The organism is Micromonospora saelicesensis (assembly GCF_900091575.1).
In the GTDB taxonomy this organism is placed as follows: Bacteria; Actinomycetota; Actinomycetes; order Mycobacteriales; family Micromonosporaceae; genus Micromonospora; species Micromonospora saelicesensis.
Genome location: NZ_FMCR01000007.1, coordinates 25181 through 39764 on the forward strand (window position 1 = coordinate 25181; position 14584 = coordinate 39764).

The 14584-nt window shown below is 73.1% G+C and carries 17 protein-coding genes; 11 read left to right on the forward strand and 6 right to left on the reverse strand.

The features are described from left to right. Positions 1-23 precede the first annotated feature (23 nt). Positions 24-635, forward strand: a complete 612-nt coding sequence (locus GA0070561_RS26540; protein WP_091406584.1) for a LysE family translocator — start codon at positions 24-26, stop codon at positions 633-635. Between the two features lie 7 nt (positions 636-642). Then, the gene (locus tag GA0070561_RS26545) at positions 643-1383 is read left to right on the forward strand and encodes a B3/B4 domain-containing protein (RefSeq protein WP_091406587.1); all 741 of its coding nucleotides are present in this window, start codon (positions 643-645) and stop codon (positions 1381-1383) included. Here the strand turns inward: GA0070561_RS26545 and GA0070561_RS26550 are convergent. After that, positions 1356-1958, reverse strand: a complete 603-nt coding sequence (locus GA0070561_RS26550) for an MBL fold metallo-hydrolase (protein ID WP_091407304.1) — start codon at positions 1956-1958, stop codon at positions 1356-1358. The two genes, GA0070561_RS26545 and GA0070561_RS26550, sit on opposite strands and share 28 nt — an antisense overlap. Positions 1959-2037: 79 nt before the next feature. On the opposite strand from GA0070561_RS26550, the gene GA0070561_RS26555 reads away from it, so the two are divergent. After that, complete coding sequence (locus GA0070561_RS26555; RefSeq protein ID WP_091406590.1) at positions 2038-2844, forward strand: SDR family oxidoreductase; 807 nt, start codon at positions 2038-2040, stop codon at positions 2842-2844. Positions 2845-2863: 19 nt separating this feature from the next. Here the strand turns inward: GA0070561_RS26555 and GA0070561_RS26560 are convergent, their stop codons facing one another. Next, positions 2864-3472, reverse strand: coding sequence for a hypothetical protein (locus tag GA0070561_RS26560; RefSeq protein WP_091406592.1), 609 nt, complete (start codon positions 3470-3472; stop codon positions 2864-2866). A gap of 181 nt (positions 3473-3653) precedes the next feature. On the opposite strand from GA0070561_RS26560, the gene GA0070561_RS26565 reads away from it, so the two are divergent. Together GA0070561_RS26565 and GA0070561_RS26570 are read left to right on the forward strand one after the other, a co-directional pair. Then, positions 3654-4751: a DUF5919 domain-containing protein gene (locus GA0070561_RS26565; RefSeq protein WP_091406595.1), complete on the forward strand. Its 1098-nt coding sequence runs from the start codon at positions 3654-3656 to the stop codon at positions 4749-4751. A gap of 72 nt (positions 4752-4823) precedes the next feature. After that, positions 4824-5705 carry a pentapeptide repeat-containing protein gene (locus GA0070561_RS26570; RefSeq protein ID WP_091406597.1) on the forward strand — a complete coding sequence of 294 codons (882 nt, stop codon included), beginning with the start codon at positions 4824-4826 and terminating at the stop codon, positions 5703-5705. Here the strand turns inward: GA0070561_RS26570 and GA0070561_RS26575 are convergent. Next, positions 5650-6249 carry a MarR family winged helix-turn-helix transcriptional regulator gene (locus GA0070561_RS26575; protein WP_091406599.1) on the reverse strand — a complete coding sequence of 200 codons (600 nt, stop codon included), beginning with the start codon at positions 6247-6249 and terminating at the stop codon, positions 5650-5652. The two genes, GA0070561_RS26570 and GA0070561_RS26575, sit on opposite strands and share 56 nt — an antisense overlap. Before the next feature lie 26 nt (positions 6250-6275). Here GA0070561_RS26575 and GA0070561_RS26580 point away from each other — a divergent pair, with 26 nt between their 5' ends. Continuing rightward, on the forward strand, positions 6276-7475 hold the full coding sequence (locus GA0070561_RS26580) for an MFS transporter (protein WP_091406600.1): 1200 nt from the start codon (positions 6276-6278) through the stop codon (positions 7473-7475). A gap of 39 nt (positions 7476-7514) precedes the next feature. Beyond that, a complete protein-coding gene (locus tag GA0070561_RS26585; RefSeq protein ID WP_091406602.1) occupies positions 7515-7751 on the forward strand; it encodes a preprotein translocase YidC in 237 nt (78 codons plus the stop codon). Positions 7752-7758: 7 nt separating this feature from the next. On the opposite strand, the gene rnhA is transcribed toward GA0070561_RS26585, so the two are convergent. The 3 genes from rnhA to GA0070561_RS26600 are packed head-to-tail and all read right to left on the reverse strand — an operon-like array spanning position 7759 to position 10859. Continuing rightward, the gene (rnhA, locus tag GA0070561_RS26590; protein ID WP_091406604.1) at positions 7759-8232 is read right to left on the reverse strand and encodes a ribonuclease HI; all 474 of its coding nucleotides are present in this window, start codon (positions 8230-8232) and stop codon (positions 7759-7761) included. A gap of 10 nt (positions 8233-8242) precedes the next feature. After that, entirely contained in the window at positions 8243-9541 is a 1299-nt protein-coding gene (locus GA0070561_RS26595) for a lycopene cyclase family protein (RefSeq protein WP_425255915.1), read from the reverse strand. A gap of 49 nt (positions 9542-9590) precedes the next feature. Continuing rightward, positions 9591-10859, reverse strand: a complete 1269-nt coding sequence (locus GA0070561_RS26600; RefSeq protein ID WP_244166445.1) for an MFS transporter — start codon at positions 10857-10859, stop codon at positions 9591-9593. Between the two features lie 144 nt (positions 10860-11003). On the opposite strand from GA0070561_RS26600, the gene GA0070561_RS26605 reads away from it, so the two are divergent. From GA0070561_RS26605 to GA0070561_RS26620, 4 genes are all read left to right on the forward strand, one after another. Beyond that, positions 11004-11837, forward strand: coding sequence for an ArsR/SmtB family transcription factor (locus tag GA0070561_RS26605; protein WP_091406608.1), 834 nt, complete (start codon positions 11004-11006; stop codon positions 11835-11837). Between the two features lie 310 nt (positions 11838-12147). Continuing rightward, on the forward strand, positions 12148-12633 hold the full coding sequence (locus GA0070561_RS26610) for a hypothetical protein (RefSeq protein ID WP_091406610.1): 486 nt from the start codon (positions 12148-12150) through the stop codon (positions 12631-12633). A gap of 87 nt (positions 12634-12720) precedes the next feature. Continuing rightward, positions 12721-13332: a class F sortase gene (locus GA0070561_RS26615; RefSeq protein WP_091406612.1), complete on the forward strand. Its 612-nt coding sequence runs from the start codon at positions 12721-12723 to the stop codon at positions 13330-13332. A 144-nt stretch (positions 13333-13476) separates the two neighbouring features. Beyond that, complete coding sequence (locus GA0070561_RS26620; RefSeq protein WP_091406614.1) at positions 13477-14577, forward strand: magnesium and cobalt transport protein CorA; 1101 nt, start codon at positions 13477-13479, stop codon at positions 14575-14577. Positions 14578-14584: the final 7 nt, after the last annotated feature.

Genomic DNA, 14584 nt, shown 5'->3' on the forward strand with positions numbered 1-14584 from the left:
GCCAACTCCGTCGGAGGACGATCGTGACCATCCCGTTCCTGATCACCACGCTGATCGTGGTGGTCACCCCCGGCACCGGGGTGATCTTCACGCTCTCCGCCGGCCTTTCGCGGGGTGCGCGGGCCGGGGTGCTGGCCGCGTTCGCCTGCACGCTGGGGACGTTGCCGCATCTGCTGGCCGCGATGACCGGGCTGGCCGCGCTGATGCAGACCAGCGCGGTGGCGTTCGAGACCGTCCGCTACCTCGGCGTCGGCTACCTGCTCTACCTGGCCTGGTCCATGGCGCGGGACCGCGACGCCTTCGCGGTGACCACCGACGCCCCGCCCCGCTCGGCGATCCGGGTGATCGTCTCCGGGGTGCTGGTCAACCTGCTCAACCCGAAGCCGACGATGTTCTTCGTCGCGTTCCTGCCGCAGTTCGTGGACACCACGGCACCGGGCTCGACCCGGGCGATGCTCGGCTGTGGCGCGGTGTTCATGCTGCTCACCTTCGTGGTGTTCAGCGGCTACGGCATCTTCGCGGCCCGGGTACGCGACCGGGTGCTGACCCGACCCCGGGTCACCGACTGGCTGCGCCGATCCGCCGCCGGCACGTTCGTCGCGCTCGGCGTGACCCTCGCCCTCACCGAACGATAGGACCACAGTGCAGTTCGAACATTCTCCGCAGCTTCGCGACGCGTACCCCGACCTGGTCGTCGGTGTGGTGCAGGCCGCCGGGATCACCGCCACCGTCGACGTGGAGGCACGCACGGCCGCTCATCTCGCCGAGGCGCGGCGGCGGTTGGCCGGTGGGGCCGAGAGCGGGTTCCCGGAGATCCAGGCGTGGCGGCGGGCGTACGCGGCGATGGGGCTGCGGCCCACCAAGTACCGGTGCGCCGCCGAGGCGCTGCTGCGTCGGCTGCGCCTCGACGGCGAACTGCCCCGGGTGCACCCGCTCGTCGACCTCTGCAACGCCATCTCGGCCGCGTACGCCATCCCGGTCGCGGCGCTCGACCTGGACCGGGTCGACGGCGACCTGGTGGTCCGGCCGGCACACGGCGACGAGGCGTACCTGAGTTTCGCGGGCGACACCGAGCATCCCGAGCCGGGCGAGGTGACCTTCGTCGACTCCGCCGGGCGGGCACACGCCCGACGGTGGACGAACCGGCAGAGCGGCTGGTCTGCCGTGCGGGCGGGCACCTCGTCGGTGCTGATCGTCGCCGAGGCGCTGCACCCGGGTGGCGGGCCGGCAGTGAGCCGGCTGGTCGCCGAGCTCGTGACGGAGCTGACCGAGGGGTGGTCCGCTCCGACGGCCGCCGCGGTGCTCACCGCCGCCGCGCCCCGTTTCCGCACCCCGACGGCGGATGACGACCGGGGTCAGGCGGTGTCGCCGGGCAGCAGGTGACGGTAGCCGGGGATCGTCTCGGCGAACCAACCCGCGACGCTGGCCAGACCGCGGTCGTTGAGCTGCGCGTCGTGGATCGGGTACGCCGCCGCCGCGCGCACGGCGCCGGCAAACCGGATCGCCTCGTCGAGGCGCAGCCAGGACCCCTGGGCCGGGACGAGCAGGGTGCGCACCGGCTCGTCCGGCACGTGCAGGGCGTCGCCCGGGTGGTAGAGCTCGCCGCCGATCAGGTAGCCGAGGTTCGGGCAGTCGGGCTGCCCCTCGTGGATCGCGGCGTGCCGGCCGCCGTGCGCGCTGACCGGAATGCCGGCCGCCGTGAACCGCTCGCCCGCACCGACCCGGGTCACCGGCAGCGGGGCGAGATCCGGCAGGCGGGCACCCTCCGGCGCGTACACGGGGACACCGAGACCGGCGAGCCGCAACACGTCTATGTGGTCGGCGTGCTCGTGGGTGACCAGGACGGCGTCCGCGCCGGCCAGGGCCCGCGGCTCGCTCCACGTCCCCGGGTCGACGACCAGCACCCCACCGTCGTGCTCGACGCGGACACAGGCGTGCGTGAATCGGGTGATCCGCATCAGGCGACGGTACGCCGCCGGCCGATGGGTCGTGGTCCTCGTGGCGGTTGGGCCGGCCCTGCCGGGGTAGTGCGGCAGCATGCCACAGCGATACGAGAACTACCCGAGGATCGCCGTCGTCACCGGTGCGGACTCCGGCATCGGCAAGGCCTGCGCGGTGGCGCTGGCCGAGGCCGGCTTCGAGATCGGCATCACCTGGTACGGCGACCCCGACGGCGCGGAGCGGACGGCCACCGAGGTCCGCGCGACGGGACGGCGTTGCGAGGTCGCCGAGGTGGACCTGACCCGACTGCCGGACGCGGCGGCGGTGGTGGACGAGTTGGCCGACCGGCTGGGCGGCATCGGGGTGCTGGTCAACAACGCCGGCACCGGGGCCTCGACGCCGTTCGTCGACACCGCGTGGGAGCAGTGGCGCGAGGTGCTCGCCGTCGACCTGGACGCGCCATTCCTGTGCGCCCAGCGGGCCGCGCGACGGATGTTGGCCACCGGTGCCGGCGGGCGGATCATCAACATCACCAGCGTGCACGAGCACGCGCCCCGGGTGGGCTCCGCCGCGTACTGCGTCGCGAAGGGCGGGCTCGGGCTGCTGACCCGGGTGATGGCCCAGGAGTTGGCCGCCGACGGGATCACCGTCAACGCCGTCGCCCCGGGCGAGATCGCCACGCCGATGACCGGTCAGGAGGATGTCGACCCGTTCACCCAGGAACGGTCCGGTGTGCCGCTGGGGCGGCCCGGCGACGCCCGGGAGGTGGCCGCCGTGGTCGCGTTGCTCGCCTCCCCCGCCGCCAGCTACGTCACCGGCGCGTCCTGGCCGGTCGACGGGGGCATGCTGCTGATGGGTCCCCAGGCCGCGGCGTTGACGAACGACGACTGGCGATCGGTCTGAGCGGCACCGGCGGGCGCCGTCAACGCATCGGCGCGGCCGACGCCCGGACGATGTACGCGAACTGCACACCGAACGCCACCACCGCGACCAGCACCCCGACCACTACCGTCAACGCGCCCCCGGCCCCGACGGTCGTGGCCACCAGGGCGGTGCCGAGCCCGCTGAGCACCGCGTTGACCGCGCCCACGAGCGCGGCCGTGGTCAGCAGGAATTCCCACCGCCCCGGACGCGTGCCGACCAGGTTCCAGGCCGTGCTCATGGCGTCGTCGGCCACCACCGCGTCGGCGAAGAAGTCGTGCTCGCCGGCGAGCTCATGTTGGTAGTAGGCCCGGATGCGTTGGATCCGCCGCAGGTCCAACGAGTTCTCCACGGTGGTCTCCACCAGCCGTAGAAACGTCAGCACCCCGATGACGACCAGCGTCGGCAGCACCGCTGCCAGGTACGGCCGGACCAGCTTGTCGTTGCTGGCGACGAAGCCGAGGCCGATCAGCGCCGCCGACAGGACGGACAGGAAGATGGTGGCGCGGCCGGTGGCCTCGGCGATGGTGCCGGCTCTGGACGTCTGCAACGCGTAGTGCTCGGTGGTCAGGACGGTGAGAAGCGCCCGCCCGCGTTCGCCCTCGTCCACCCCGCCACCCTCCGTGGTCGCACGACTCCGTTACCGTCACCCTATGAGCGGTGGAGCGTCTCCGAGCGGCGAACCAGCCGCTCGGAGAACGGGACAGCGCCCAGCAAAGCGGGCACGTATCCTCCGAACTCCGGTGATCAGCAAGCGGCGGTGGGGCCGACCGACGGCGGAAGGGGACCGGATGCCCGGGTGGGCTGGTCGGGGCGGGCGGCAACGACGGGCCTTCGTCGTCGGTGGGGCACTCTTCGCGATCGCCGTCGTCATGTTGCTGGCCGCCTGGCGCAGCACCGGCTTCCTCAGCGACCTACTGCTCAACCTCGGGGCCAGCGTGGTCCTCGCGGCCATCTCGTACGTCATCTTCGACCCGTTGTTCGAGGAGGCCCGCAAGGCGCGGGTACAGGAGCACCTCAGCTTCGACCAGCAGGCGTTCGTGACACGGCTGCACCGCTCCGGGCGTCGGGTGCGCATCCTCGACACCTGGACGATCCTGCTGGAGCAACGGCACCGGGAGGACACCCTGAGCGCGGTGCGAGCGGCGCTGGCCAACGGCGCCCAGGTGCAGTTGCTCCTGCTCGACCCCGACTGCACCGCCGCCCAGCAACGCTCCGAGGAGCTGGAACGGCAACGGGTGGACGTGCCCCGGCAGATCCGCACCAACCTGCGCCACCTGGCCGCGTTTGCCGAGGCGCTCGACTCGCGGCTGCGCCACCGCCTACAGGTCCGGCTCTACGACGCATCCCCGTCGATCCAGCTCTACCAGTGGGACGGGCGGGCGCTGATCTCGTTCTTCCCGATCGGCAAGTTGTCGTTCAACGTGCCGCAGCTCGAGGTGGACATGGACAGCCCGTGGGGCGGGTTCGTGCACGCCCGGTTCGAGGAGCTGTGGGAGCACGAGCAGGCCACCCTCGACCTGGAGCGGTACTGGTCGGTCACGGTCACGCTGCGCCACGACGAGTCGGACGTGGTCGAGGTACGCGTGCCGTTCGTGACGGTGGACGGGCAGCACTACGTCGACTGCCGGGGGTTCCGGGTGACCGGGCCGCTGACGGTGCGAGCCGTGCTGCCGCCCCGCGCGCCCGGGGCGGCGCCCGGCGTGTTCGCCCTGGCCGAGCCCGCCGACGGGGACCGCACGCCGGTCGCCGTGGTGAAACGGCACTTCGACCAGAAGTACGGGCACGACGACGGCGAGCGGGACGTCCGCCGACTGGTGCCGCCACCGGGCGATGCCCGTACCCCGGCGCCCCGCCCCGCGACGGCCGGTGACACACACGCACGGTGACCCCCGACCGACCCGTGGGTTCGGCACAGGAAACAATGGTGGTCCACCCCCATCGCCAGGAGGACCGTCGGCGTGTCGCACCGCACCGCACCGCCGTCCGGGGCGGCGCAGTTGCGCGCCGACTGCGGACGCTGCTTCGGGCTGTGCTGCGTGGTGCCGGCCTTCGCCGCGTCGGCGGACTTCGCCATCGACAAGCCGGCCGGCTCGCCCTGCCCCAACCTGCGTCCCGACCACCGCTGCGGCATCCACACCGAGCTGCGGCAGCGTGGTTTCCCCGGCTGCACGGTGTTCGACTGCTTCGGGGCCGGGCAGCAGGTCGCCCAGGTGACCTTCGGCGGGCGGGACTGGCGGGACGCGCCGGAGACGTTACCGGCGATGGCGGAGGCGTTCGCGGTGCTGCGACCGCTGCACGAACTGCTCTGGTACCTCACCGAGGCGGTGGCGCTGCGCCCGCCGGCCGACCTGCACGCCGAGCTGGAACGCGCCCGCGTCGACACGCTGACGCTCACCGAGGGTGACCCGGCGCAACTTCGCGCGGTGGACGTCGCCGACCACCGGAACAGGGTCAATCCGCTGCTGTCCCGGGCCAGCGACGTGGCCCGCGCCCCCGGCGGCGCCGACCGGCGGGGCGCGCACCTGCTCGGGGTGGACCTGCGCCGCGCCGACCTCCGCCGGGCCAACCTGCGCGGGGCGCTGCTCATCGGCGCCGACCTGCGCGGAGTGGATCTCGGCCTGGCCGATGTCACCGGCGCGGACCTGCGCGGCGCCGACCTGCGGGGCGCGGACCTGCGGCGCACGCTCTTCCTGCACCAGACCCAGCTGGACGCCGCCCGAGGTGACACCCACACGGGGCTGCCGCAGACGCTCACCCGGCCGGCGCACTGGACGGCGCTGCCGCTCACCCCGGTCCGTCAGCCGGCTCGCTCCCCCGCCCGTCGGGGCCGTCGCCGCTAGGAACGGCTCGGCCCGGTCCGCCGCACGCTCCCGTCAACTCCTGGAAGCCGGCATGGACCGGGCACTGTGGGCAGCGGGCGCGGTCGCAGAGCCGGCAGAGGTGGGCCAGGCTGCCGGCGTCCGCCACCTCGTCGTGCAGCAGGGCGCGGGCGATGTCGGCGAGCTGGACGCGCTGCTCGACGGTCAGCGGGGCGAGCAGCGCGTCCAGCACCTCCTGTCGGGCGCGCAGGGTCCGGACGGCCACCGCCGTGCCCTCGGTGGTGAGGTGCAGGGCGCGGCTGCGCGCGTCGGCGCCGGGACGCCGCTCCACCCAGCCCTGTTCCCCGAGCCGCCGGACCAGGTGCGCGACGCCCGGCTGGGTCAGCCCCAGCACCTGGCCCAACCACTCGGCGGTCACCCCCGGCTGGTCCTTGAGGACGACGAGCGCCTCGGCGAGCGCGCCACCGGCCCCGACGGACGCGCTGACCGACGCCCGCATCCGCGAGCCGACGAGCAGGGCGAGTGCGCCGAGCAGGTTGGGCGAGCCGTCCTCGGGTAGATTCATAACTTGTGAATGTACCTCGACGAGCGATGTTGCTCATCGTGTTGATGACAGTGGCGCAGCTGCCGGTCGCACTGCGGCAACTGCTCGTCGTGCTGCTCGGTCACCAGAACACCGGCAGCTTCGCCACCGCCGGCGTGGCCAGCGCCGGCTGCGGGATCGGGCTGGCGGTCACCGCGCCGCTGGTCGGCCGACTCCTGGGCCGGCTCGGTGCCCGGCCGGTGCTGCTCGCCACCGGCCTCGCCCATCTGCTCGCCCTGCTCGGCCTGGCCGTCACCACCGAACCGGTGGCGTTCGTGGCGCTGGCCACCGTCGCCGGGCTCAGCACGCCACCGGCGGTCGGCAGCGGACGCGCCCAACTGGCCCGGCTCGTCGCCCCCGCCGCGCTGGCCCGCGCGTACGCGGTCAACGCCGTCGGGCAGGAGGTGCTCTACGTGGGCGGCCCCCTCGCGGTGACACTGAGCCTGCTGATCAGTGGACCGACTGCCGCACTGCTCTCCTTCGCGGTGATCGGCAGCGCCGGGCTGCTCGGCATGGTCGCCGTGCTGCCACCGCGCGATGCCGACCGGCAGCCTCGCGCGAAGGGATCCGCGCTGCCCGGCCAGGCCACCCGCCGCACCGTCGTCGGCACCCACATCGGCTACATGATGGGCATCGGCGCGATGTGGGTGCTGGTGCCCGCGTTCGCCACCACTGTCGGGCACCCGGACCAGGCCGGCCTGCTGGTGACCATCTGGTCGGTGGGCAGCCTGGCCGGCGGCGTGCTGCTGGCGAGCCGCGGGCGGCCCGGCAGCCCGGCAGCGGCGTACCTGACGATGCTCGGCACGTTGGCCGCCACCTCGGTGGCGTTGCTGCTGCCCCGCAACGTGCCGCAGATGGCCGTCGCACTGGCGGTCTTCGGTCTCGCGCTGGCACCGTTCCTCGCCGTCACCGACGAGATCCTCGCCCGGTCCACCCCGGCGGTCCGGCTCCCCGAGACGTACGGGTGGTTGCAGACGGCCGGGCAGCTCGGGATCGCCGCCGGCTCGGCGACCAGTGGCGTGGTCAACGACCACCTCGGTAACACCTGGGCGTTCCTGGTGGTCGTCGGTGCGCTCGCGCTGGCGCTGATCGTCGCGCTCAGCCGCCGCCGGACCCTGCGGCTGCCGTCCGCTGCGCCGCAGGCCGAGACGGTCGGCTCGGCGGTCACCGCCGGCGGGTCAGGTTTCGGCCGGGACGACGCCGGGTAGCCAGCGCCGACGCGGACCGGCATCGACGGGGGGCACGGCGTGGGCTACCGAAATCGCCAGGGTGAGCAGCCGGGCGACCCGCAGCACAGCGAGGACGAGGTCGGCCAGACGCCACTGGTGCAGGTCGAGACGGACACCGAGGTCCCCGCACCGGCGGACACCGACGTCCGGCCGGACATCGTGACCGAGCCCGACAACTCGGGCGTCGCCGGTGGCTCGTCGGGCAGCAGCGGCGGCGGGTCGAGCATGCCGGGGCACCCCGACGCGACCCGCTGATCCGGGCTCAGCGGCTGGTCAGCGCGCCCCGAGCCTCGGTCATGCCCTTGTTGGCGAGCCCGTCGGCCCGCTCGTTCTCCGGGTGGCCGTTGTGCCCCTTGACCCACAGCCAGGTGACCTCGTGCCGTTCGCAGGCCGCCTCCAGCCGCTGCCACAGGTCGGCGTTCTTCACCGGCTGCTTCGCGGCGGTCCGCCAACCGTTGCGCTTCCACGACGCCAGCCAACTGGTGATGCCGTTGCGCACGTACGTGCTGTCGGTGTGCAGCTCCACGGTGACCGGCCGGTTCAGGCTCTCCAACGCCTGGATGGCCGCCATCAGTTCCATCCGGTTGTTCGTGGTGGGCGTGGCCTCACCGCCGCACAACTCCCGCTCGTGATCGCCGTAGCGCAGCAGCGCACCCCAACCACCCGGACCGGGGTTGCCACTGCACGCCCCGTCGGTCCAGATCTGCACGCCCCTGCCGGCCGCCGCGTCCACCATGCCCGGCAACCTACCGGGCGCGGACGTCGTCCTCCCCGCTCGGGGGGCCGCCGCGCCGAGCCGTCGGCGTCGAACCCGGTGGACCGCCCACCACCGCGGGTGGGATGGCCGGCGCGGGCCGGATGGGGCGCACCCGGTCGCGGACCCGGTGGACAGCGTCACCGGCGGTCGCGGAGATCATCGGCCACAGCCGGGTCGAATTCATGATCGCAACCTCCTCGGCCGGAGTGGTGCCGCCGTCAAGGAAGCGCAACACCCGCTCGGCCGGGTTGCGGTCGAAGAGCCGGTCGAAGAACTCGGGACCGCCCACCCCGCCCCGGTCCAGCGCGCGCAGCGCCACCGCGTCCATCCAACGGTGCCGGCGCGGGTACGCCGGCGCGGGCACCGGCGCGCGGCCCGCGGCGAGGGCGCGGGCCACCTGATCCGCCTGGCGGTACATGGCGGAGAAGGTGAAGCCGGTGGAGGGACGGGTCGCGCCACCGGCCGTGCCGAGCCGGACCACGCGAGGAGTGGGCCGGGCCGGAAACGGCGCGTCGGTCATCGGGATCACCCCGTTCTCCACCTCGCGCACCCGCAACCCGGTCGGATCCAGCCCGAGCAGATCCCGGTAGCCGGCCAGCGCCGCGTCGTACCCGGCATCGGTGAGCAGGTCCGGCGAGAACTCGGTGTACTCGACCAGGGCGTAGCGGTCGCTGACCGGCAGCACGTACCCGAAGGAGACGCCCCGGGGCGGCTGCGGGGTACGAAAGTCCATCAGCACCGCACGCGTCGGGTCGAACACCGGCCGGTCGGCCTCCAGCCACCACCCCCTGAAGTGCTGCAACCAGGTCGTTCGCCCCGCTCGTGCCGGCGGGCGGGGGCGGGAGTCGAGCACCCAGCGGGCCCGTACGCCGCGCCCGTCCCCGGTACCCACCAGCACCCGGTCACCGTCGTCGCGCACCGTCTCGGCGGGCGCGACGATCCGGGTGGCGTCGAGGCGACGCTCGGCATCGGCAGCCCGGTCGTAGACCGGGCCGGAGCGGAGCATGGCGTACCGCAGCGGGGTGAGGTCCAGGACGCGGCGTCGCGCCGCCGTCGCCACCTCGACCTGCTGCCAGCTCGCGCTGAGCAGCGGGTCCAGGTCGCTGTCCGGGTGGCCCCAGAACGCCCAGGTGCGGTCCTGACCGCGGCGGCGCACCGGATCGACAATGGCGATCCGCAGATCCCGGACACCGTGCCGGTCCAGAGCGGCGAGCAGCAACGACGCGGCACCGCCACCACCGAGCAGCGCAAGGTCGACGTCGAGCGGCGCGGAGTCGGTCACCCGCACCACGCTGCCACACCGCCGCCCGGCACCACCGGAGGGGCCGGAGCGGCGCTCAGGCCACCGGGGCGGGCGACTCGACCGGGGGCGGGTCGGCGAACGCGCGCGCCACCGCGGCGCGGTTGAAGACCCGCCAGGTGGCGGCGGAGACACCGATCGCCACCACCAACCCGACCCAGTACGGCGCGGTGATGCCGAATCGGGCGGCCAGCAGCCCGCCCAGCAGTGCGCCTACGCAGTTGCCGCCCGCCGCCACGAAGAGGTTCGTGCTGGCCACCCGACCCTGCAGGTTCGCTGGGGTGAGTCGTTGGCGCAGTGAGTTCGACACGATGTTCCACAGCCCGCCGTGCACGCCGAAGGCGAACAGCGCGAACCCGACCACGATGGTGCTGCGGGACGCGGCCAACGCCAGGTGCAGCCCCGCCTCGACGAGCAGGCCGATCCGGATCGTCCAGGTGGCGCTGATCCGGGCGATGATCCGGTCGCCGAGGAGGGCGCCGAGCACCCCACCGGTGGCCATGCAGGTGAAGAGCAGACCGTAGCCGACGGATCCGAGTCCGAGCCGCTCGCCGGCGAGCAGCACCAGCACCGCGAGCGCGGCGGTGAGGGTCACGTTGAGCAGACCGATCAGCACGGCCATCGTGCGCAGCAGCCGCTGGTTGGCCAGCCAGCGCAGTCCTTCGACGATCTCGCCGCCCATCGAGCGGGTACGGCGTGCCTGCCCGTCGCCGATGGCGGCCCGGAAGTCCCCGCCGATCAGTGCCACCAGTACGGCGCTGAGGGCGTACGTGACGGCGTTGACCAGGAACGGGCTGCCCGCCGAGAGCGCGAACAGGAAGCCGCCGAGCGGGCCGGCGAGCATGCTGTGCATGAGGGTGGCGCCGCCGCTGAGCCAGCCGTTGGCACGCTCCAGCCGGTGCCGTGGCACCACGACCGGCACCATGGCCTGGCTCGCCGCGCGGAACACGATCTCACCGGTGTTGACCAGGAACAGCACCGCGAACAGCAGCGCCACCCCGCCCCGGCCGCTGAGGATCGCCGTGGCCAGAACGGCGAGCGCGACCACCCGGACCAGGTCGATGACGATCATCAGGCGGCGCCGGTCCATCCGGTCGACCAGCACCCCGCCGGGCAGGGCGAAGAGCAGCCACGGCAACCACGCAACGGCGGACGCCCCGGCGACCACGAGCGGGTCATCGGTACGCGACGCGACGAAGAGTGGCGCGGCGACGGTGGCCAGGCCGCTGCCCAGGGCCGAGAGGGTGCTCGCCGCCCAGAGTTTGCCGAACACCGTTCCCAGGCCATCTCCCACGGTCCGTGTCACGGCGAGCGAACCTACCAGCGTCTCCCCTGGCCGCACGGGGATTTATCCCGCCGTCAGAAGGCCGCCCCGGCCAGGTTGACAGGCAACCTATTGGTTGCCTAAATTGGCAAGCAACCGAATGGTTGCCTGTTGCGGGGAGGGCCGATGGACGACGTGTTTCGGGCACTGGCCGACCCCAGCCGGCGTCGACTGCTGGACCGGCTCAACGAGCGCAACGGCCAGACCCTGCGGGAGCTGTGCGACGGGCTGGCCGGCACCCGACAGGCCGTCAGCAAGCACCTGTCGGTGCTGGAGACGGCCAATCTCGTCACGACCGTGCGGCGCGGCCGGGAGAAGCTGCACTACCTCAACGCCGCCCCGATCAACGCCATCGCCGACCGGTGGCTCAGCCGCTACGACCGTGAGCGCGCCGCCACCCTGGCCGACCTGACCACCGCATTGGAGCGACAACCCATGGAGAGCCCGACCTTCGCCTACACCACCTACGTCACCACCACCGCGCAGCGACTGTGGTCCGCGCTCACCGATCCGGCCTTCACCCGTCGCTACTGGGGTGGAGTCGCGCTGGTTTCGGACTGGCAGGTCGGGTCACCCGTGCTGTGGCAGGACGCACCGGACGCCGAGCCGCGCGACCTCGGCCAGCGGGTGCTCGTCGCCGAGCCGTACCGTCGTCTCTCCTACAGCTGGCACGGCTTCCAGGCCGAACACGCCGCGCACTTCGGCTGGTCCGCCGAGGAGCTGGCCGCCCGGCTCGGTGAGCGCCGGTCGACGGTGACCTTCGAGATCGAGCCGCACAGCGGGTCGACCGTCCGGCTGACCGTCATCCACGACGACTTCTCCCCCGACAGTGAGATGCACCGGGCGATCAGCGGCCAACTCGACGGCAGCGGCGGCTGGCCGGAGCTGCTGGCCAGCCTCAAGACCCTGCTGGAGACCGGCGAGCCGATGCCCGACCCGACCCAGGCCCAGGCCCGCTGACCCGAGCGCGCATCGAGCGACCCGGGTGGTGCATTTCCGCCGTCTTCGGCAATACCTCGCCATCGGCCCAGCGGCGACAGCTCGGCCGGAGCAGACATCGATCGGAGCACCGGTGCCGGTCGGGCCGTCCGGGCCTTTCCGCAGCTCTCCCCGCCTTCGGGTGGACACGTGACGGCAACGAGGATTTCTCATTTTCACCTGATCGAGGACCCAACCCACCTAGTGTTGGGCACACCGGTGCTAGTCACGGAGTTGGCCACCCGAACGACGTCCCACGCAGTCAGCGGACGAAAAGTGAGGGAAGACGCGAATGAAGGTCTCAACAGCACTCTGCTCGGCGGCGCTCGGCGTGGGCCTCGGCACGCTCCTGCTGCCGGGCGCCGCACTGGCCGACACCACTGTGTCACCGGCCACCACTCCGGTCGGTGGGACCGTCGTGCTCACCGCGACGACCTGCAACCCGAAGTCGGGTGACGCCCTCTTCCGGGTCACCGGCCCCAACCGCGACCAGAACGTCCGATCCACCACGGCCGCCGCCGGCGGCGGGCTGAGCGCCGAGCTCTTCACCGCAGGGTTCACCCTGGGTACGTACACGGTGGCGGCGACCTGCGGCGACGGCAGCTCGGCCGGCACCGCCACCTTCGCCGTCACCCCGATCGGCGGCGCACCGGCCGGCTCCGGCGGCGACAACCGTGACACCGGCGCTCTCGCCGCCGGCGGCACGCTGCTCGGCACCGCCCTCGCCGGCGCGGTGATCCTGATCCGCCGGCGCCGTCCGGTGTCCACTGTCGCCTGATCGGGCGACCGTTCCATCCCTGAGACGGGTGCCCGCGCCGGTGACACCGGTGCGGGCACCCCGACGATCCGGTACGGAGGTGCACACGTGTGGTGGCGGCGGACCCTACCGGCAGTGGTCGCCCTGCTCGGCGTGACCGGGCTCGGGCTGATCACCGTCGGCCTCACCGCCGACCCGGCGCGGCCACCACGACCGTCGGCCGACGCGCCGGCCCGCACCCACCCCGCACCGGACCTGGCGCCGCTGCCACCCGCCGCGCCGGTCCGGGTGCAGATCCCCGCCATCGACGTACGCGCCGACATCGTCCCCGTCGGCGCCGACGCCACCGGGGTGCTGGAGGTGCCGCCACTGGACCGGCCCACCCTCGCCGGCTGGTACCGGCACGGGGTCAGCCCCGGTGAGACCGGCAACGCCGTCCTGGTGGGACACGTCGACGCACCGTCCGGCCCGGCGGTCTTCTTCGACCTCGGTCGGCTCCGCGCCGGGCAGCAGGTACAGGTCACCCGCGCCGACGCACGGGTCGCCACGTTCACAGTGGACGACGTCCGGGCGTACCCCAAGGAGCACTTCCCCACCACCCTGGTCTACGGCCCGGCGGACGCCGCCGGGCTGCGCCTGATCACCTGCGGCGGCCGGTTCGACGCCGCCACCGGCAACTACGTCGACAACGTCGTCGTCTTCGCCACCCGCACCGCCTGAGCCGCGCCGAACCGCCCGAGCCGCGCCGAACCGCCCGAGCCGCCCGAGTCGCCTCCCCGCTGTCGGGAGCCGGACCCCGCTCGGCAGAATGCGGTGGCACCATCCCCTGATCGGGACGGTGCGCCGGCGACGGGGAGGCACGCGGTGGATCAGCGACCGGTACGCGACCGGACCGGTCGAGGCGTACGCGCCCTGGCCCGGCGACTGCTCGGACGCGTCGAGGGCGACTCTCCCACCCCTCGCCGGTCCAACCCGGACGCCGTGGTCGACTGCGCCGTCTACGTCAACGGCCGGCGGGAACCCGGTCAACCGCACTACGCCGACGCGTACGCCCGGGCGCGGCACGGCCGCGACACCTTCGTGTGGCTGGGACTGCACGATCCCGGCCCGGCCGTGCTCGCCGCGGTCGGGCAGACCTTCGGCCTCGACGAGCTGACCGTCGAACAGGCGCTCGCCGACGGACACCGACCCACCGTGCAGCGCCAGGGGCCGGTCACGCTGCTGGTCCTGCGCACCGCCGGGTACGTGGAGCACGACGAGCTGACCGACACCTCCGAGGTGATCGACACCGGGGACGTCATGGTGCTGCTCGGTGACCGCTTCGCCATCACGGTGCGACACGGCGCCGCCGGGGCGCTGCGCAGCGTCCGCGCCGACATCGAGCGCCGCCCCACACTGCTGGCCGCCGGACCGTGGGCGGTGGCGTACGCGGTCTGCGCCCGCATGGTCGACTCCTACCTGGAGGTGGCCGGGCACGTGGAACGGGACCTGGAGCGGGTCGAGGAGGCGGTGTTCGCCCGCGACCGCACGACCGACATCCAGCATATCTACCAGCTCAAACGGGAGGTGGTGGAGTTCAAGCGGGCGGTCCTGCCGTTGCAGGCGCCGATGCGTACGCTGCTCGAACCCGACGGCCCGCCGCGTGCCCTGCACCGCTGGTTCGTCGACGTCGACGGCCGGCTGAGCCGGGCGGTGGATCGGGTGGCCGCGTACGACGATCTGCTCACCTCGATCGTCCAGTCGCGACTGGCGCAGCTCGCCGTCGAGCAGAACAACGACATGCGCAAGATCGCCGCCTGGGCGGCCATCGCGGCCACCCAGACCGGCATCGCCGGCATCTACGGCATGAACTTCAACCACATGCCCGAGCTGGCCTGGCGCTACGGCTACGCCGGGGCCCTCACCCTGATGGCGGCAGCGGCCCTGTTCCTGTACCGGCTGTTCCGCCGCTCCGGCTGGCTGTGAGCCCCGC